General features: G+C 37.4%; 16 protein-coding genes and 1 rRNA gene. 6 read left to right on the forward strand and 11 right to left on the reverse strand.

Annotated features, from left to right (window positions below):
• Positions 1-135: 135 nt before the first annotated feature.
• Positions 136-429: a hypothetical protein gene (locus tag H4J62_RS19330; RefSeq protein ID WP_182231366.1), complete on the reverse strand. Its 294-nt coding sequence runs from the start codon at positions 427-429 to the stop codon at positions 136-138.
• A gap of 152 nt (positions 430-581) precedes the next feature.
• Between H4J62_RS19330 and H4J62_RS19335 the strand changes: the two genes are divergently transcribed.
• Positions 582-1541, forward strand: coding sequence for a tRNA-dihydrouridine synthase (locus H4J62_RS19335; protein ID WP_182218091.1), 960 nt, complete (start codon positions 582-584; stop codon positions 1539-1541).
• Between the two features lie 58 nt (positions 1542-1599).
• On the opposite strand, the gene H4J62_RS19340 is transcribed toward H4J62_RS19335, so the two are convergent.
• Entirely contained in the window at positions 1600-1866 is a 267-nt protein-coding gene (locus H4J62_RS19340; RefSeq protein ID WP_182218089.1) for a hypothetical protein, read from the reverse strand.
• Positions 1867-1939: 73 nt separating this feature from the next.
• The gene (locus tag H4J62_RS19345) at positions 1940-2341 is read right to left on the reverse strand and encodes a hypothetical protein (protein ID WP_182218087.1); all 402 of its coding nucleotides are present in this window, start codon (positions 2339-2341) and stop codon (positions 1940-1942) included.
• 150 nt (positions 2342-2491) lie between these two features.
• On the opposite strand from H4J62_RS19345, the gene H4J62_RS19350 reads away from it, so the two are divergent.
• Positions 2492-2926 (forward strand): hypothetical protein, encoded by a 435-nt coding sequence (locus H4J62_RS19350; protein WP_182218085.1) that lies wholly within the window; start codon positions 2492-2494, stop codon positions 2924-2926.
• A 62-nt stretch (positions 2927-2988) separates the two neighbouring features.
• On the opposite strand, the gene ggt is transcribed toward H4J62_RS19350, so the two are convergent.
• Positions 2989-4752 carry a gamma-glutamyltransferase gene (ggt, locus tag H4J62_RS19355; RefSeq protein WP_182218083.1) on the reverse strand — a complete coding sequence of 588 codons (1764 nt, stop codon included), beginning with the start codon at positions 4750-4752 and terminating at the stop codon, positions 2989-2991.
• A gap of 23 nt (positions 4753-4775) precedes the next feature.
• On the reverse strand, positions 4776-5366 hold the full coding sequence (locus H4J62_RS19360; protein ID WP_182218082.1) for a tRNA-uridine aminocarboxypropyltransferase: 591 nt from the start codon (positions 5364-5366) through the stop codon (positions 4776-4778).
• 135 nt (positions 5367-5501) lie between these two features.
• Here H4J62_RS19360 and rrtA point away from each other — a divergent pair, with 135 nt between their 5' ends.
• Positions 5502-6116, forward strand: a complete 615-nt coding sequence (rrtA, locus tag H4J62_RS19365) for a rhombosortase (RefSeq protein ID WP_182218080.1) — start codon at positions 5502-5504, stop codon at positions 6114-6116.
• A gap of 458 nt (positions 6117-6574) precedes the next feature.
• Here the strand turns inward: rrtA and H4J62_RS19370 are convergent, their stop codons facing one another.
• Positions 6575-9088 (reverse strand): prolyl oligopeptidase family serine peptidase, encoded by a 2514-nt coding sequence (locus H4J62_RS19370; RefSeq protein WP_182218078.1) that lies wholly within the window; start codon positions 9086-9088, stop codon positions 6575-6577.
• 310 nt (positions 9089-9398) lie between these two features.
• Between H4J62_RS19370 and H4J62_RS19375 the strand changes: the two genes are divergently transcribed.
• Positions 9399-11729, forward strand: coding sequence for a YgiQ family radical SAM protein (locus H4J62_RS19375; RefSeq protein ID WP_182218077.1), 2331 nt, complete (start codon positions 9399-9401; stop codon positions 11727-11729).
• A 135-nt stretch (positions 11730-11864) separates the two neighbouring features.
• Here H4J62_RS19375 and H4J62_RS19380 read toward each other — a convergent pair whose 3' ends face one another.
• From H4J62_RS19380 to H4J62_RS19395, 4 genes are all read right to left on the reverse strand, one after another.
• Positions 11865-13301, reverse strand: a complete 1437-nt coding sequence (locus H4J62_RS19380; protein ID WP_182218075.1) for an ATP-binding protein — start codon at positions 13299-13301, stop codon at positions 11865-11867.
• Between the two features lie 59 nt (positions 13302-13360).
• A complete protein-coding gene (locus tag H4J62_RS19385) occupies positions 13361-13909 on the reverse strand; it encodes a hypothetical protein (RefSeq protein ID WP_182218073.1) in 549 nt (182 codons plus the stop codon).
• Positions 13910-13951: 42 nt separating this feature from the next.
• Entirely contained in the window at positions 13952-15169 is a 1218-nt protein-coding gene (locus tag H4J62_RS19390; protein ID WP_182218072.1) for an ATP-binding protein, read from the reverse strand.
• Between the two features lie 64 nt (positions 15170-15233).
• Positions 15234-16940 (reverse strand): GGDEF domain-containing response regulator, encoded by a 1707-nt coding sequence (locus H4J62_RS19395; protein WP_182218070.1) that lies wholly within the window; start codon positions 16938-16940, stop codon positions 15234-15236.
• A 171-nt stretch (positions 16941-17111) separates the two neighbouring features.
• Between H4J62_RS19395 and H4J62_RS19400 the strand changes: the two genes are divergently transcribed.
• Together H4J62_RS19400 and H4J62_RS19405 are read left to right on the forward strand one after the other, a co-directional pair.
• Positions 17112-18203 (forward strand): ATP-binding protein, encoded by a 1092-nt coding sequence (locus H4J62_RS19400; RefSeq protein WP_182218069.1) that lies wholly within the window; start codon positions 17112-17114, stop codon positions 18201-18203.
• Between the two features lie 36 nt (positions 18204-18239).
• On the forward strand, positions 18240-18683 hold the full coding sequence (locus H4J62_RS19405) for a response regulator (protein ID WP_182218067.1): 444 nt from the start codon (positions 18240-18242) through the stop codon (positions 18681-18683).
• Positions 18684-19208: 525 nt separating this feature from the next.
• Here H4J62_RS19405 and rrf read toward each other — a convergent pair.
• A 5S ribosomal RNA gene (gene rrf, locus H4J62_RS19410) occupies positions 19209-19323 on the reverse strand.
• Positions 19324-19330 lie beyond the last annotated feature (7 nt).

The raw sequence follows: 19330 nt of genomic DNA on the forward strand, positions 1-19330 counted from the left end.
ACAACAAACAGCAATATCTATAAAAACTGACCGAATATAAGCTATAAATAAACAAAAAAGCTAATTAACAAAGGGTTAAATAGCTTTTTTAAAGATATGTGTTCACGTATAATAAATGATTAAGAATTAGCCGCCTCATTTCTTAGCGTCAGTTTTGGTTTCGCCGCATTTACCTTTTTTGTCGGTTTTAGTTTCACCACATTTACCTTCGCCGCATTTACCTTTTTTGTCTGCTTTACCTTCGCCGCATTTAGCTTTTTCGTCAGCTTTCCCTTCACCACATTTTCCGCTAGCATCTGCCGCTGTAATCGTTACAATGCTTTTAGTTTCAAAAGGGTTAATTTCTGCTTTTACAGGAGCTGAAATGGCAAGTGTTAAGGCAAACAAACCTAATAAAGCTGTCAATGATGATTTTTTTAAAATTTTCATGATATTTTCCTTTAATATTATAATTTTGGCACTACATATGTAAGCTACTAACAAAGACCCTTCACCGAATAAATAAATTTCAATGAGGTTGAAAATATTTATTCACTCTTAGATAAATCTTATCACTCACTTTTGAGGTTACTCGCTGATCTATGAATACTCAAGTAAAGAAAGTTGTTTTAGCACCAATGGAAGGTGTTGCTGATGCCTTAATGCGCCGTCTACTCACCTCATTAAATAATTACGATTTTTGTATTACTGAGTTTCTACGTATTGTTGACCAGCTTTTACCTGAGCGATGTTTCTACAAAGTTTGCCCTGAATTAGAACAACAAGGTTACACGCAGTCAGGCACACCATTGAGAATGCAGTTACTTGGTCAAGAACCCAACTGGATGGCAGAAAATGCTGTTCGAGCAATAGCACTAGGCTCACATGGTGTTGATCTTAATTTTGGCTGTCCTGCTAAAACCGTTAATAAAAATCGTGGCGGTGCCGCATTACTAAAAACACCTGAAGATATTTACAAAATAGTGCTAGCGGTAAAAGAAGCGGTTGGCAAAGATGTGATACTGTCGGCAAAAATTCGCTTAGGCTTTGATGATGCCTCGTTGTTAGATGAGATAGTAAGCGCAATAACATCTGCCAAGGCGGATCAACTCACCATTCACGCGAGAACTAAAGCCGATGGCTATCGTCCTCCTGCTTACTGGCATTTCATTGCTGGTATTGTCAAAAGATATCCAATTGAAATTTTCGCTAACGGGGAGATTTGGAACTTAGCAGATGCCCACCGTTGCATCGAGGAAAGCCATACGTCTAACTTAATGCTTGGCCGTGGCGCACTTGCTCTACCAAACTTGGAAGCGGTAATAAAAAACAATCAACAACCTATGCCTTGGCACCAACTATGCTCTCTACTAAAACAATACAGTGAACTTGAATTAATTGGCGATAAAAGCTTTTATTTTTCAAGTCGATTAAAACAGTGGCTACGTTACTTAAGATTACAATACCCTGAGGCAGAGCAATTATTTAGTGATATAAAAATATTAAAGAATAAAGAAGAAATCTTAACTTTATTGAATAAATCATCAAGGAGTTCTTTATAAACAATATTATTTAGAAAATGCCAGAACGTTTTCGTCTGGCATTTGTATATGCAGGCTTTTACTCAATCTTTTTTATTAACCCCTGCCCTTCTCCATCTTCGTCTTGCTGCTTTTTAATCGCTCTTTTTTCAGAAACCACCATAGCAATCGCTTTCTCCACAAAAGGATCTGGAGAAAACATTTGCACAAAAACAGCAAAGGCAATCGCTATACCACGGCGTTTTTTAGCAAGCTTCATTAATATTATCGCCAATACTGATAGCACAGCAAAAACTAACCATGGCGCTAACGCCAGATATAAATCATACGTAAAGAAATTTTCCATAGAGCACTCAATCAAATTATTTAAAAGGTTTAATCAATGAAATGATTAAACGGATATTTATTAAAATAATCGATTACGCGATGAGGTTTTCACTTTCAACTTGATAAAGCGTTTTAATGAATTGTAGATGAATAGTTACCACAGACTTTTGAAAGGTTTGCTTTTGAATTTTATATTTTTGCCTACTTATCTGTGTATCGACAAGTATGAGGGAGTCATGATGTAAATCAAAAGCGTCATGAAACAAATCCGAATATAAGTAAGTTCCACTCATACTTAGAGCATTTAATGCCTTATATAGCTGAACTTCACGTGTTTTTTGTAATATAAGTAAGGGGGCTTCAGCACAATACTCTATGTATTCTACTTGTTGAGTATCGTTGCTAATCACAGATGACAAAGGAACTGAGATAACAGCATTAACGGATACTAAAGAGCTGATGAACAAAATAAAGTTCAAAATGATATTTTGCAATTGTTACTCCTAAGGACCCGTTGATAGTTTATATATTGGGCTTACTCTATAAAATTTCAATATTATTTGAATTTTTATAATATTTAATACTAATCAGTTAATAATTTCAGGTAGTATATAAGGATACTTTCCAGGTAATACTTACAGCTTATGAACTATTTAAAATTAATCATTATCTCATTTACTCTTCTACTTACTGCATGTGGTGACGAAGAAAGTGGAGACATTAAAACTTCAGAAAGTCCTGAAGTTGTAGCTATCGCTTTTTTTGATGCACTTTATAATGAAAAAAATGTGAAGAAAGCAGCCAAAGTTTGTAGCCCACAATTGTCTCGAATTATCTTACATTACAAGTCACCCAAAGCTGTTGGCCGCCATTTATTTAATATGTCTTACGATTCAGTGGTTGCATCGCCTGATGACAGCGGTGTAAAAGTTCGTGAGCAGTTCAAAGACGCAGCGGTAATTACTGTTTATTTTGATGGTATTTACGATAATAATCGTTTGAAAGACGTTAAGCGCTTATCTCTTATTCAAATAGATGGCGATTGGGTTATTGATAAAATATTAAAAGACCCTTTCTAAATTAGTCTATGTTTTAAAATACACTTTTGACCTATCCTAAAAAAGATAGGTCAAAAAATGATTTATAAACCTAAGACAACCCCTTCTCTGCGCGGATCTGCACCGCCAATTAATCCCTGCTCTGTCACTTCAATTGCATGAAGACCACTATTTAAATCTCTAACGATAACTTTATGTCCCTTGGCTTCTAAAGCTGGCTTTAATAATTCAATATTCGTGCCTTTTTCTAAGGTGGTCACCTTATTACGATTGGTTACTTTTGGTAAATTTATTGCCGTTTGAGGGTCTAACTGCCAATCAATTACACCAACAATGGCTTGCGCAACATAGTTTATAATCCGACTACCGCCTGGTGAACCCACAACAAGTTTTAATGAATTATCTTGGTTAAATACCATCGTAGGAGCCATGGAGCTTCTAGGTCGCTTTAGTGGCTCTAAGCGATTTGCTACCCATTGCCCATTTACTTTTGGCGCCAATGAAAAATCGGTTAATTGATTGTTTAAAATAAAGCCTTCCACCATCACCGCTGAACCAAAAGCCATTTCAACACTGGTCGTCATTGATATCGCATTTCCTTGCTTATCAACAATTGAAATATGACTGGTTGATGGTAACTCTAAAGCAAGATCGTCTGCTTGTGCTAAAGCGCCCTGCGGGAAACCAGCTCGCGCTGTTCCCATATCCTTATCAATATTAATTAATTTCGAGCGTTTTGCTAAATAGTTAGGAGATATTAGCCCCGCAACAGGTACATTAACAAAGTCGCTGTCGGCAATATATCGTTCTCGATCGGCAAAGGCTAAACGAGAACTTTGTGTAAGTAAATGTACGGCCGTTAAACTGTTGGGGCTTTCTTTCGCAAAGTCGTAAGGTTGAAGTTGGGCAAGCAGTTGAATAACCGCAACACCGCCAGAACTAGGAGGTGCCATACCACAAATATTAAAGTCGCGATAACTACCACAAACAGCAGGTCGTTGTTTAGGCTGATAATGTGCCATATCTTGCAGAGTAAGCCTACCTGGCGCTATGATAGAATTTTGCACCGCATCAACAATTTTTTCCGCTATCCAACCATGATAAAAAGGTTTAAGTCCATCTTTAGCAATACTTCTATAAACAGCAGCAAGCTTTTTGTTTTTTAAACGATCACCGGCTTTTATGGCAATATTATTAGGGAAGAAATAATTCTTTATTTCAGGAAGTTGGCTAATGCCTGGATTAAACTGCATTGAGACTAGTTTTTCGAGCCGTGGAGAAACAATAAAACCTTGCTCGGCAAGCTCAATCGCTTCGACAAACAATTCTGACCAAGCAAGCACCCCATATTGTTGATGCGCTTGTTTTAGTGCTGACAACACACCAGGAACACCAACAGAACGACCACCAACAACGGCTTTAATCCAAGAAATGGCTTTACCTTTATCATCTAAAAACAGCTCAGCCGTTGCCAATTTTGGCGCAGTTTCGCGACCATCAAAAGTCGTTAAGAATTGTTCCTTTTTATCCCAATGCAAAATAAAAGCACCACCACCGATCCCTGAAGATTGCGGTTCAACTAAGGTCAATACCAGTTGCACAGCAATCGCCGCATCGATGGCACTGCCTCCTTTTTTTAGGATGTTGAAACCAACTTGGCTAGCATAAGGATTAGCTGCCGCGATCATAAAGTCTTTGCTGGTAACTGCTTGTTTATGGATAACACCAGTAGCAGCTTCGGGTTCACGGTCTTCTTGCTGTTTTATTATTTCGGCTTGACTAGTAAAGGTAAGTACCAGTGATAGCGTTACCATACTTAAACGCTGAAATAGTGGGATTCGAGACATAGTTTTCCTTAAAAACACATAAACTAGTTTGGGTTAAACGATAACTGAAAATGATTAAATTCTACAAAGCTTGCCAATACTGCTTGATACTTATTTTCTCCATCGCGTTGGTGTTCTAAAACACTAAGCGCATAGCAACAAGCCTCTAGTGATGACAGAGCGTGCTTTTTAGTTGTTTTTCGAATTCGATATTGTCCAACAATATCATTCTCCAAAGTAAAATGCGGCAGTTGTTGCAGCCAAGTGTTGCTCATAAACATTTTATACGCTTTTTTCCAAGTGCCGTCTAAGATAAACAAACACTTAGGTGTTGTTATATTACTATTATTGACACTTAAAACAACGGCATCATTAGCCGGATATAAAACAGCACATTGTTGATGATAATGCTCTAATAGTCTTTGTACTTCTATATTGTCAGTAAAATTTTCACCCACAATAACTTGGCTATTTTTTAATGACTGATGTAATAAGGTTACACTGCCTTTACTTTGTTTAACTTCTAATGGATGTTGTAAAATCACGATATGAATATCATTATCAACCGATGTGACTAAATGACATAGACAAGATTTTTCAGGACGTTCGCATTGTAAGCAGTATGCTCGGGTCATTAATTTGGGCTTAACAGATAATTATTAACGATGAGTCTACGCTGTTCACCATTAAACGTTAAGAATATTTTCAATATAAAAAACATCTAAAATGCAGTAAAATATATTTTACTCTTTGTTTATAAGCCTATTTTAATGCGATTGTCACTTTCTGCTTTTCCAATTTCTGTTCAACAAGTAACGGTTCCCGCCATAGTTCTGATTATTTCACTGGTTGCTTTTATATTTGATAGTAGTTTAAGTGGTTTTTTTGTTTATCAACGCAGTTTAGTCACACAAGGCCAAGTTTGGCGGGTATTTAGCGGACATTTTTTTCACACCAATGGTGCCCATTTCCTGTTGAATAGTGCAGCGGTTATTATGTTGTGGGCTTTACATGGTCATTTCTACACCATTAAAAGTTATCTGATTGTGTTTATGATAAGTGCTGTTATTTGTGCTGCTGGCATCCATTGGTTTTCGCCAAACATTGAACAATACGTGGGTTTATCCGGTATTTTACATGGCTTGTTTATTTGGGGCGCTATTGAGGATATAAAAGCAAAAGAGCGCACCGGTTACTTATTACTTATTGGAGTAATTTTAAAGATAGCTCACGAACAATATTATGGCGCAAGTGAAGACGTCGCTGACTTGATTGGCGCTAACGTAGCAATAAATGCTCATTTATGGGGGGCATTAGGTGGTGTGCTTGCCATATTATTTTTAATGGCTATTAAATCATTTTCACTAAAAAAAACATTAAGGTAAAGACTGATTTTTCTTAAAAAATCGTCGATAACACCTGCTTTTTTCAACGCGATTAATGTCTTACTATATTGTTTTATCGATATATTAGAATTAGCTGAAAGTGCGCTAAGGATATTATGCTCACTTATCACTGAGCTTGAAATTTTATATTGCTCAGACTGCTCAATTTTTCAGTAATAGCATCATGAATATCTTTTATGATACTTGACTCTAATCTTCCCTTTTCGATAATGGCATAAGGGAAATAGTTATGCTCCCCAAACTGACTTTACAACCGCTTTAGCCTGAGCATTTACAATAAAATCGAGATAAAATAACATCACAAATATTAGTTTCATCTTCCTGTAACCATTTTATTTCACTGAGTAGAGTGTCGTTCTTTTCTTCGTCAAAAAAAAAGGTTAGCGCTCTTAATTCATAAGAAAGGTAACCCTTTAGTCTTGCAAGCTTTACATAAGTTACAAGGTATTTTCAAATAACTTATAGATACGTCTATATTCATTTAACCAAGAACTTGGTTGGACAAAACCATGAGGTTCGACTGGATAAATAGCCGTTTCGAAGTTTTGCTTTTCTAACTCAATCAAACGTTGCACTAAACGTACGGTATCTTGAAAAAAGACATTGTCGTCGACCATTGGCGCATTAATTAATAAGGGTTTTTCTAATCCCTCAGCGAAATAAATAGGTGAACTTCTCTCATAAGCAATAGCGTCATCGCCAGGGGTGTTCAAAATATTTGAGGTATAACCATGATTATAATAGGCCCAGTCAGAGACTAAGCGCAGTGCCGAACCTGACTGAAATAAATCAGGCTGAGTGAACATAGACATTAAGGTAAGAAAGCCGCCATATGAACCGCCATAAGTACCAATACGTTGACGGTCAACATTAGCATTATCAACTAACCAGTTTACGCCATCACGCATATCTTGTACTTCAGGTTTGCCCATGTGGCGATAGATAGCTGTTCGCCAATCGCGCCCGTATCCTGCAGAAGCACGATAATCCATATCAATAACGACATAACCTTGTTGCACTAACATACTATGGAACATGTATTCTCTAAAATACCCAGACCAACCTAAATGTGAGTTTTGTAGATAGCCAGCGCCATGACTAAACATTACCGCACGATTTTTATCAGCCGTTTTATCATAGTCTTTTGGTAAATAAACACGAGAATAAACAGGTTCATCTTGATACGAAGAAGGCACAGCAACCACACTTGGCGCAGTCCAAGGCATACTTAAGAATTTTTCAGAGACCGTATGAGTTAAGCGTATCGCCGTAGCATCATCTTTAAGTGCTTTTACATAAAGCTCTGGAGGCATGGCTACTGTTGAATGTTCAATTAATAAAGTTGAATCATCTGGGCTTAATGCATAGTCATTCATACCGCCTAAATCAGTTAAAGCACTAAACTGACCAGATTTTATATCTACTTGATAGATTTCGTAAATACCAGGGTGTTTTTTATTCGCTTTAAAGACAAAACGCGACTTATCTTGCGTTAGGCTCACATCACTGATTTCAAATTGACCACGGGTGAGTTGTTTGGCTTTACCTGCTAAGTTTTTACTGTAAAGATGAGAATAGCCAGTTTCTTCTGAGAGGTAGTACAAGGTATTGTCACCTTTTAACCAACCAAACTCATTAAAGCTCCAGTTGATCCAAGCATCATCATGTAAGCGATGTTGGCTCTCTAGCTTATTCTCCATTAAATTAACTGTTGTTAACCAACGGTCTTTGTTGTCCCATGCTTCTAGTAATACTGCAACTTGTTTACCGTTTTCGTGCCATTGAATAGGGGAGTTAGCTTGCATAACATGAATATTACGGGGTGATTTTTGCGACTGATAAACCTTACCTTCACGTTGATAGTTCTCAGTTTTTACACTGGCAAGTACATCTTCATCAGCGCCGGGTAAAACGTCGTAAGAAAGCGGGAATTGTTGACCTGACTTTAAATCAAGTAAAAAAAGCTCATCATTATATTGACGATTATCAGCAACACGCTGACGGACCTTTTCCGCTTTTATATGACCATCATCGGCAATATAGTTAGGCATAATATCACTATCAGCTTGGCTTGATTCACCGCTACTAATACTGACAATAAGCTTATCACCGTTGGGCGATAGACTCGCGTGATTGATACGTTTATTATCCCCTAAATAGAAGTCACTCTTAGTCAGTGTAGCGTTTTGCGCTTTGAGTTTTTCTTGTTGATTCTTTCGCAGTTCGCTATTTCTTTTTTTCAAGGCAACATAAGCGATTAAGTCATGTTGTTCACTGGCAATATAGCTCTGACTCTCCTCACTGTCTTTAGGATCTTTTTTTAATTGTAAATTAGCTAATTCAATAATTTTATTACTGGATAAGTCATGTTCAAAAAATTTGTTGCCAACTCGGTAAGCGACATTACCATTATTTAAAAACATCGTTGAATATTCATAAGCTGACGTATAAGTCAGTTGTTGAACATCTAAACTCGCCAGCTCTTTAACAAAAACATTGCCTTCAAAAGTGTAAACTTCATGCGTATTGGCTTTATTTCGCTGTGCATTTCTATCACTGACCACATGCATTTGCGCTAATTTAACTTTTTCTGCTTCCTTGTCCAACGTCGCTTGGCGGTATAAATCACTTAGTGGACTACCCGCACGTTTTTGTTTGTAGAAAATAGTCTGATTATCATCACCCCAATACCAACTTTGTGGTGAACGCCCCATCCAATCTGGGTCAGACATAATTTGTTCTAAGGTGATTAATAAGTCGTTATTTGCTGACGTAGACTCTTTTGGGGCAACGGCTTTAGCAATAGCGATTGTCTTTACTTCTTTAGCGACCGCCACAGATTTATTGCTGTAGTTATCATCTAAAATGTTTTCAGCCGATTGATCAGCCGTTGTTGTTACACAGGCAACTAAAGATAAACTTATAGCAGCGGTTAATATTTTTATTTTCATAGGTAAGAGACTTATTTTAATCGTGAATTTTGAGAGTGGACATCAGATAGTTAGTTATACTCAACCCGATAAATTTATACAATCAAATAGTAAATTTAACTGGCGGCAAAGTGTAATCTTATGCGACCAACCGCAATAAAGTTGCGTCATAATGTAAGGAGGCTTTTTAAATCATGCCCATGCATCAATAAAGGATACAATTAAAATGATAATTTGCTATAATCGCGCGCCTTGTTCTATACAACAAATTATTGTTTTTTGTATTGACCAGCGACAATAAAATCTTACTTACACAATCCTAGGCCAAATTATGCTCACACAAGTAAAAACCTCATTGTTCGAATACCCAAAATACTGGGCTGAATGCTATGGAACAGCGCCGTTTTTACCTATGTCTCGAAGTGAGATGGACACTCTTGGTTGGGATTCTTGTGATATTATTTTAGTAACTGGCGATGCTTATGTTGACCATCCAAGTTTTGGAATGGCAATTATTGGTCGGATGTTAGAGTCGCAAGGGTTTCGTGTTGGTATTATCGCCCAACCTGCATGGCATAACAAAGATGCCTTTATGGAGTTAGGACAACCTAATCTATTTTTTGGCGTTACAGCCGGAAATATGGATTCAATGATCAATCGTTATACTGCTGAACGTCGTATGCGTCATGACGATGCCTACACGCCAAATGATGAAGGCGGCAAACGTCCAGACAGAGCAGTAACTGCATATACTCAGCGCTGTAAAGAAGCTTATAAAGGTGTGCCGGTAATTATTGGCGGCATCGAAGCAAGTTTACGTCGCATTGCCCACTACGATTACTGGACAGATAAAGTACGTCAATCGGTATTATTTGATTCAAAAGCAGATATTCTCGTCTACGGTAATGCCGAACGCCCCTTAATTGAAATTGCCCACCGTATTGCAAATGGTGAGGAAGTTAAAAATATCACCGATGTTCGCGGTAGTGCTTTTCTTGCTAACCAAGTATTACCCAACTGGAAAGGTATCGACTCTCGTTCGATAGATAAACCCGGTAAAATAGACCCAATAATCAGTCCTTATCAAGAAATCACCTCTACTGATTGTTCTGAGAACAGTGCAGAAGCAGATGCTGCGGCTAAAAACACCGACACTGATATAACCAAAACAGCACAAGTGATTGAACTGACACCGCATCGGGCAGAGCAACATAAAAATAAATCTTGGGCCGATAAAAAGAAGCCTTGGGAAACGACTTATATTAACTTACCTACTTTCGAACAAGTACGTGATAATAAAGTATTGTATGCCCATGCTTCACGTATTTTTCACCAGGAAGTAAACCCTACTTCTGCTAAACCTCTAGTACAGCGTCATGGCAGCAGACTTATTTGGTTAAATCCACCCGCAACCCCCTTAACAGAAAGTGAAATGGATGGTGTATTTGGCTTACCTTATGCCCGAGTACCGCACCCAAGTTACGGTGATGCAAAAATCCCTGCCTATGACATGATAAAAACGTCAGTTAACATCATGCGTGGTTGTTTTGGTGGTTGTACTTTTTGTTCGATAACAGAGCATGAAGGCAGAATTATTCAGAGTCGTTCACAAGAATCGATACTCAATGAAATAAAAGATATTCAACTAAAAGTACCAGGATTTACCGGCGTAATATCTGACTTGGGTGGTCCTACCGCCAATATGTATCAGCTAAATTGTAAAAGCGAAAAAGCTGAGGCAACCTGTCGTAAACCCTCTTGTGTATGGCCCACAATATGTGGTCATTTAGATACAGATCATACACCTACTATTGAGCTATATCGTGCTGCAAGAAAAATACCTGGCATCAAAAAAGTATTAATCGCATCAGGCGTTAGGTACGATTTAGCGATTCAAGATCCGGAATATGTCAAAGAACTAGCGACACATCATGTTGGAGGTTACTTAAAAATAGCCCCAGAGCATACTGAAGAAGGTCCTTTAAATAGCATGATGAAGCCAGGTATGGGCAGCTATGATAAATTTAAAGAAATGTTTGATCATTACTCTAAGTTAGCCGGTAAAAAACAATATTTAATTCCATACTTTATTTCTGCACATCCAGGCACAACAGATCGTGATATGGTTAACTTAGCACTTTGGTTAAAAAGTAATGATTTTAAATTAGACCAAGTTCAAAACTTTTATCCATCACCTTTAGCCAATGCCACCACTTTGTACCACACTGAAATAGATTCACTGCGAAATGTAAATAAAAACAGCAAGAGTGTCGCCGTACCTAAAGGCACTATTCAGCGTCGCTTACATAAAGCTATATTACGTTATCATGATCCGGCTAACTGGCCGATGCTTCGCCAAGCTTTTACTAAAATGGGCTTAGGAAAAACGCTAATTGGTTCGAAACCGGGCTGTCTGGTACCCAACGAAACCCGTGGCGAGAAAGAGCAGCAACACTATAAGAATAACGGTAAAGGAAAAAATAATGCTAAAGGCAATAAAACCACCTTTGGCAAAAAGCCAGTAACGACTAAGACAGCTTATGGCAAGAAGCCGTCAACAAGCTCTGCTGCTGAGAAAAGTAAGCAAGGCTTAACACGTTTCTCTGAAAACCAGTTTGATGATAGAAAGCCAAAGCAACCATTTGGTAAAAAGAAAAAGTAATATTATCTACCCAAAAAATAAAGCCGCGTTTACTTGATAAGTAACGCGGCTTTTTAGTAAAAAAAATAAATGATATTAGATAAATAATAACCCACTACAGTTAGTGTGAGCAATATCCTGAATCCATTATCAGTGTTAATTCACTGTTTTATGATTACCTTTGACATCGTTAGGAAATTCAAGAGAAAAACAACATCCTTCGCCCAGCGCCGAAGTAAGTAGCACCTTGCCGTTATGCTTATCCATTATTGTTTTAACAATCGTTAAGCCAACGCCAGTACCTTTTGTTGCGGAAAGCTTTTCAAAGATACCAAAAATTAACTTATGGTATTTTGAGTCGATACCTATACCGTTGTCCTTTATATGAATTGTTGTCGATAATTTTGTTTGACTGGTAAATATGTCAATAAGCAAAGGAGTCGCTGGATCTCGATAGCGTATAGCATTGCTAAGTAAATTCAGTATCCCCTCAGACACCAAGCGTTCATTGGCATTTATGGTATGTAAATTGTCAGCTAAGTTAATAGTAGCATTGGCTTTGAGAAGTCCCTCTTCTAATACCGCACTTTGTTGTTCTACTACTTGCTTAACATTAATCTCAGAGGTTTCTATAGCTTGTTGGACAATACGAGATAAATCAAGTAAATCGGTTAATACCCTTTCCATGTTATCAACATTTTCGATGATGCGACTCAGCCGATATGCTTGCTTTTCGGTCAACTTATCAACAATTTCTAATTGTAATTTATGACTAAAAGCGGAAATGGTGACTAATGGCGATTTTAGATCGTGTGAAACTGTATAGATAAACTGTTCCATCTCTTTGTTCTTATTAACTAATTTCTTGTTGAGTTTAATCGCTTGGCGTCTTTCTTTTTCAACATCTTCCATCATACTCAATAAGATGGCTTGCGAACGAGCCATATCAACTTTATGCCCTTCCATCTTGATGTTTAACATAGTACTTTGCGCGAGTGCCTTTTGCTGATCTTTAAAGAAAAAACGTATAATGACGACTAAGGTCAATAACAAAGCAACTAGCACAATAAAGCCAGATTTAAGGCTGTGATGAAGTAAGTCTGACATCTTATCTTCAAGTAAAATCGCAATCTTATCTGCAACAACTTTTATTTCAATATGAGAAGGCTCATCGTCATAACGCAAATAATTATCAACTTCACTTATGCTCATATTTTTTTCAGTTAAGGCTGGTAACAAAGATAACCTTTCCTTATAAGCCACCAGCATGTCTCTTACCGCTAACATGTTAAGTTGCCCGAGAATTAACGCGCCTTGTACTTCTAGTTTATCTAATTGGATGTTTGCTTTACGGTAGTTTTCAAAAGCATCAGCCCGATAGTGCGGTTCATTGGGCCGTAAGATCGCATTTTTAAAATTATGTATTAAACCAACATAACCAATCTGACTTTGCATTTCGATAATAGCCGAATATACCGAAACACGTTGCTCACGCATGTCTTTTTGTTTCGATTTGTAATCGAGTGCAATAAGTACTTCTAGTGTGATGAAGAATAATAGTAGCGCAGTTAATACCGAATTCTTAGAATTCATCGATATCCCACATAAAAGCGAATGTGCAATAAAAATTTAATATAGACAAGGTGGCGAAGTTAAACATCGTAGACGTGCTCTCGCTTAAGTTCGACCATTAGGGAATTAACTTCTTTTTTTAATTCGATGACGCGTTCTTCTCGGTCGAGTGTTGCAGAATAAACTGAACTCATTTGGGCATTTTTATGTTTTAACGCCTCAACTTCCTTAAGTGCCTTATGATATTTAATTTCGACACCCGGTAATTGAATAAGATCGGGTAATTTTGGTGCTAAAACAATGGCAGTCAAAATAGAAGTAAAAGCGGTTAAGGCTTTTATCCAGCCTTGGTACTCATAAGCGGGGTACCAAGTTACATAAATAGCGACAAAATGGGTGGTACCACAAAAGAAAATAAACGCCATAAATAAGGCAAATATATCTTTATATGGCACACTTTCTTTTCTCTTGTAGAGTAATATACCCAAAATAATAGTGATCAGATAATAGGCTACACCTATAGTGATATCAGAAATAACATGGGTCCATAAGATATCAGGTCGCCAAAGGTAGCAATGTCCGTGCGGCATAAAATTGGGGTTAGCAAATTGCTGTAACCATTCGTTCATGGGTATTCCTAATGTGGATTATTTAGTGGATTATATTTATATTTATATTTTTGGAAAATGCAATTCAAAACAACATCCTTGATCTAATCCAGAGGCTAGAGTCACTAAACCGCTGTGTTTTTCCATTACGGCCTTAACAATAGTCAAGCCAATTCCAGTTCCATCACCTTCAACAATCTGCTCAAAAACATCAAAAACACGTGCGTGATCTTTCTTTTCGATACCTAAACCATTGTCGCGGATAAATAAAGAAATCGCTGTATCTGATACTTCAGTATGAATTTTTACTTGTAGATTCCGCTCAACACTCCGATATTGCAAGGCATTTTTTAATAAGTTATCGATACATTGTGAAAAAAGTGGCTGATGAGTCAAAATGGAGTGTAAGGGTTTAGTTAATATAAGCTCAGCGTTCAATATTCTGTTCTTAGTTAACAATCTCTGCCAACTTTTTTCAATCTGGCCAGTTACATCATAAGGTTCTTTAGTGATATCCCCTTTCATGACTCTAGAAAGCTCAAGTAAATTAGTCAGCAGATCCTCCATATGCTTAACATTTTTAAGGATTCTGCTAAAACGGTGCTGCTGTTTTTCAGTAGTGTGAGCCAATAACTCTTTCGCTAACGTAGACGTAAAGCCATTAATAGTGACCAAAGGTGATTTCAAGTCATGTGATACCGCAAAAACAAACTGTTCAAGTTCCTTATTTTTTGCCACTAAGTTACTCGTTAATGACAGTGACTTCGAAACAAGATTATCTTTGATACCTGCCACTTTCTTGAGCTCTAAATGGGCAACAACTTGCTGAGCAATAATGGTTAACTGTTTTTTTTGAATATCGGTCAATTGTGACGGTTTGTTGTCGATGGCACATAAAGTCCCCAGCCTTAGACCTTCAGGTGTTATCAATGGAGCACCTGCATAAAAAATAACTTGAGCGGGTCCGGTTACTAAAGGGTTATCATGAAAACGCTTATCTTTACGACTGTCTTGTATTTCAAAGACATCATCCTGATGAATAGCATGCGCACAAAAGGCAATGTCGCGGGGAGTCTCTTCTACTTCAAGTCCAAAATGAGACTTAAACCATTGTCGCTTTTCGTCGATAAAAGAAATTAGCACAATAGGAGTACCACAGACACTGGAGACAAGCTCGGTTAGCTGATCATAGGCTAGCTCAGATGGCGTATCTAAAATATTATACTCATCTAATGCTGCCAAACGAGCGAGTTCATTCTCGGGTATTAAAGCTGATATCATCGATTTCTCGCTCCACTTATATCAATTTATACCTAAGGATTAAGTGATATATAAAACCATTAAGTTATGCGCTCTGTGCAAGCAACTTTTCTTCTAACATAGGTGCTGGCATAGGCTTACCCAATAAATAACCTTGTATCTTATCTATTTTAAGTTCATGACAAACTAATAATTGACTCTCTGTTTCTATACCTTCAGCAACAACAATGAAATCAAGAAGCTTAAGCATAATAGTAACGGCTTCAAGCAAGCTTTTTTTATTGTTAACGTTTGGCTCCTTGTTTTGTAACGACTTATCGAGTTTAACGATATCAATAGGGAAGTTATTTAAATGAGCAATAGAAGAAAACCCCATACCAAAATCATCTAATGCTATTTGAAAACCATGAGATGATAATGAATGAAGTGTTGCTCGCGTAACTTCATCGTCTTCTAAAAGTGCTGTTTCAGTGATTTCTAAGATGATGGTACTAGGTAAGACTCCGTGCCGTGCCGTTTCATCTTTTATTTTTTTAGGTAATTGAGGATCTTGCAATTGTAAGGCTGAGATATTGATGGCCATAGAGAAATTATCGGCAAATCGTCTTTGCCATGATGCTAAGTCAGTTAACGCGGTGGTAAGTACCCATTGACCGAGATCATGAATCAATCGTGTTTCTTCAGCAACAGGAATAAATTCATCAGGCGTATATGACTTCGCTGAATCAGGCCATCTAATAAGGGCTTCAACCCCGGTAATTTGATCGTTATGTGCACAAAATACCGGTTGATAAAATAGTCTAAACGATGATTTACGCAGGATTTCCGTCATTTCACTTTGAATCAAAAAACGGCGATTAAATTCATTTTGATAATGAGATTCATAGAATCTTAAAGCGTTTTTACCATTTTGTTTTGCTCTGTACATCGCGATGTCAGCGCACTTTACCAATTGTACTCGGCTATCCGCATCGTTTGGGTATAAGGCAGCCCCCATGCTAATAGTACACTTAATACGATGGCCTTCGATTAAAAATGGCTTTTGAAATGAAGTTAAAATACGATTGGCGATCATGTTAACTTCTTCAACAGAATGGACATTGGCTAAGGTAATAGCAAATTCGTCGCCACCTAGTCGAGCGAAACCATCATTGATCCTTAAGCATTCTTTAACTCTGCCAACCAAATCGACCAGTAATTGATCTCCTGCATGATGTCCTAGTGAGTCATTAACATGTTTAAAGTCGTCTAAATCTAAGGCTAGCATACCGACAGATAGTTTTGAACGGTCACTGTTAGCGATCATAAACTTAAGGGTTTCATCAAAATAATAGCGATTATGTAGACCCGTTAGTTGATCTGTTTCAGCCATGTTTTTTAAAGCTAAGTAGCTTTCATGCATTCGCTGCTCCATTTCAAAGCGTTTCTTCGAATGTATAATCGCTTGATGGAGTTTGACATATGAAATGTCAATTTTAGTGATAAAGTCTTGTGCTCCAGCTTCAATACAGTTCAACGCAATTGAACTGTCTTGTGCTGCACTGATAACAATAATAGCGGTATTGCCAAGATTAGGGCGAGAGCGAATGTCGATAATCATTTCAATACCATTAACTTCAGGCATATGATAATCAAGTAAAATAACATCAAAGGTTTCTGCTTCAATTAAGGCAAGACCTTTGGCGACAGAGTCAGCCTCTTTCACTTCGTAACTATTTTGTAAAGATGTACTCAACGCTCTTTTTACCAGCGCACTATCAATTTCATCGTCATCAACAATTAAAATTCTCATTTAATACCCATCCTGGTATGAACATCTGCTTTTAAACACAAGGCAATCCATAACCATTTGTGAAAATCAACAATACAATTGATACACATTTACATTAGCAACCTAAGTTGATAATGTCTAATTTTCATGGATGTATTCGCATTTCATTAATGACATAGGAGAACACATATCATGAAAGTAATGGTAATAGAGGACAACCCTGATCATTTTGAGATTATTGAAGATGCTTTCGCGTCCATCACAGAAATACATGCTCATGTCGTAAGGTCAGAAACTTTATCAACAGGTGCTGCAAGACTTTCCTCGGAACACTTTGATATATGTCTATGTGACTTACAACTTCCTGATTCAACTATAAGCGAAACTGTACTGTGGTTAAGTTTACAAACTAATCCCTTGCCAATGGTGATATTAACTTCAGTAAATAGTATTGAAATTGCACAATCATTGCTCAACAAAGGTGTTCAAGACTATTTATCCAAAGACGAATTAACACCGCAATTACTATATAAAACATGTTGTTATGCTATCGAGAGATTTAGGCACCAACAAGAATTTGCTGGATATAATCAAGACATGCAAGCATTTTGTGCTAGCTTATCTCATGATTTCAATGGTCATATTAGTCGTATTATGGGAGTATCTAAGGCATTAAAAGCCGATTTAACCTCAAGGATAGACTGTACACCCAATGAATTAAAATGGTTCGACTACCTTGAGAAAAGTACGACGGATGTACATAGCTTAGTATCAGACTTACAAAGTTACTTATCTGTAGGCTATGCAAATCAAGTATTCGAAACAGTTAACTTAAAGCTGGTTATTACTAAAGCGGTAACCTCACTTAAAGATACAATAAAAGCTGATTTTAAAGTGAATATACCGGATGAGCTGGCTAATATCTCAGGTAACATGGCTTTGTTACAACTCTTGTTTCAAAATCTAATTGCTAACAGCATAAAATTTAATAATAACTTACCAATTATCGACATAGTCATGAACGATACCGGTAATTATATTGAAGTATCATTGCAAGACAATGGTATCGGTTTCAATCCAATACACGTTGATAAAATATTCTCGCCGTTTAACCGACTAGTTAATGGTAAAAAATTCTCAGGCTCAGGATTAGGCTTAAGTATTGTTAAACGCATTATTGAACATCATAGAGGCAGTATAGAAGCGAAATCTGCATTAGGTGTAGGAAGTTTATTTACCTTGAAGTTTAAGAAAGTCAAAGTAATAGCTAAACAAGCTGGTTAAATCGTTTTAGTATCGCTAAACAGACAGGGAAAAATTATGGATAATCTTAAAGCAATTTCAGCCTTAATGGTTGAAGACAATATTGATCATGCAGAACTGATGATGGATGCTTTTAGTGATTTTAATATTAAAAATACAATCGCGCATGTTATGGATGGAGAACAAGCGGTTGCTTACTTGAGAAATGAAGCCCCCTTTGAAGATAGTAGTCAATTTACACGTCCAGATATTATCTTTCTCGATATTAGAATGCCAAGACAAGGCGGTATAGAAACGTTAAAAATAATCAAAGCCGATCCAGCCCTGTCTGGTATTCCTGTGGTGATGATAAGTACGTCAAGCACTGCACCCGAAATAGAGGAATGTTATAGCTTAGGTGCTAGTGGCTATATTACTAAGCCTTTAAAATTTGATGATTTCGTCAATAAAATGAAAGAGCTAAATTACTATTGGGTACTAACCTCTGAGTTACCTAGCTAATAAACACGCCTTGTTGCTAAGAGCTTAATTATTAAATTATTATTTTCATGAAAATTTAACCTCTATTTTCAAACATCAGAAAGCAAAAAACCCGTAGCATCAGCTACGAGTTTCTGACGTGTAGGGATATACTAATGTCGCGTTGCCAAGGATGGCAAAGAGCGACCTAATTAGAAGCGGAGAATGTCCTACTCTCACATGGGCATGTCGGACATAAGTCACACTACCGTTGGCGCTACTGCTCAATTAGTTATAAATGGTGTATTTTCAAACGCCAGAAAGCAAAAAACCCGTTACGTTAGTAACGGGTTTTTGACGTGTATGGATATACTAATGTCGCGTTGCCAAGGATGGCAAAGAGCGACCTAAATAGGAGCTTAGCAATGTCCTATTCTCACATGGGCATGTCGAAACATAAGTCACACTACTTTTGTTATTAGTGCATGCTAGTTATGGGTTTTGTCTTTTTTAAACGCCAGAAAGCAAAAAACCCGTAGCATCAGCTACGGGTTTTTCTAATTGGAAGCCTAGCAATGTCCTACTCTCACATGGGAACTCCCACACTACCATCGGCGCTACTGCGTTTCACTTCTGAGTTCGGAATGGGATCAGGTGGTGCCACAGTGCTATTGTCGCTAGACAAAAAG

Source organism: Colwellia sp. BRX8-5, from assembly GCF_014077325.1.
Lineage (GTDB): Bacteria > Pseudomonadota > Gammaproteobacteria > Enterobacterales > Alteromonadaceae > Colwellia_A.

Bases quoted from the DNA above. Each gene is read 5' to 3' on its own strand.
- H4J62_RS19330 (WP_182231366.1), bottom strand. From the start codon at position 429: ATGAAAATTTTAAAAAAATCATCATTGACAGCTTTATTAGGTTTGTTT.
- H4J62_RS19335 (WP_182218091.1), top strand. From the start codon at position 582: ATGAATACTCAAGTAAAGAAAGTTGTTTTAGCACCAATGGAAGGTGTT.
- H4J62_RS19340 (WP_182218089.1), bottom strand. From the start codon at position 1,866: ATGGAAAATTTCTTTACGTATGATTTATATCTGGCGTTAGCGCCATGG.
- H4J62_RS19350 (WP_182218085.1), top strand. From the start codon at position 2,492: ATGAACTATTTAAAATTAATCATTATCTCATTTACTCTTCTACTTACT.
- ggt (WP_182218083.1), bottom strand. From the start codon at position 4,752: ATGTCTCGAATCCCACTATTTCAGCGTTTAAGTATGGTAACGCTATCA.
- H4J62_RS19360 (WP_182218082.1), bottom strand. From the start codon at position 5,366: ATGACCCGAGCATACTGCTTACAATGCGAACGTCCTGAAAAATCTTGT.
- rrtA (WP_182218080.1), top strand. From the start codon at position 5,502: ATGCGATTGTCACTTTCTGCTTTTCCAATTTCTGTTCAACAAGTAACG.
- H4J62_RS19370 (WP_182218078.1), bottom strand. From the start codon at position 9,088: ATGAAAATAAAAATATTAACCGCTGCTATAAGTTTATCTTTAGTTGCC.
- H4J62_RS19375 (WP_182218077.1), top strand. From the start codon at position 9,399: ATGCTCACACAAGTAAAAACCTCATTGTTCGAATACCCAAAATACTGG.
- H4J62_RS19380 (WP_182218075.1), bottom strand. From the start codon at position 13,301: ATGAATTCTAAGAATTCGGTATTAACTGCGCTACTATTATTCTTCATC.
- H4J62_RS19385 (WP_182218073.1), bottom strand. From the start codon at position 13,909: ATGAACGAATGGTTACAGCAATTTGCTAACCCCAATTTTATGCCGCAC.
- H4J62_RS19390 (WP_182218072.1), bottom strand. From the start codon at position 15,169: ATGATATCAGCTTTAATACCCGAGAATGAACTCGCTCGTTTGGCAGCA.
- H4J62_RS19395 (WP_182218070.1), bottom strand. From the start codon at position 16,940: ATGAGAATTTTAATTGTTGATGACGATGAAATTGATAGTGCGCTGGTA.
- H4J62_RS19400 (WP_182218069.1), top strand. From the start codon at position 17,112: ATGAAAGTAATGGTAATAGAGGACAACCCTGATCATTTTGAGATTATT.
- H4J62_RS19405 (WP_182218067.1), top strand. From the start codon at position 18,240: ATGGATAATCTTAAAGCAATTTCAGCCTTAATGGTTGAAGACAATATT.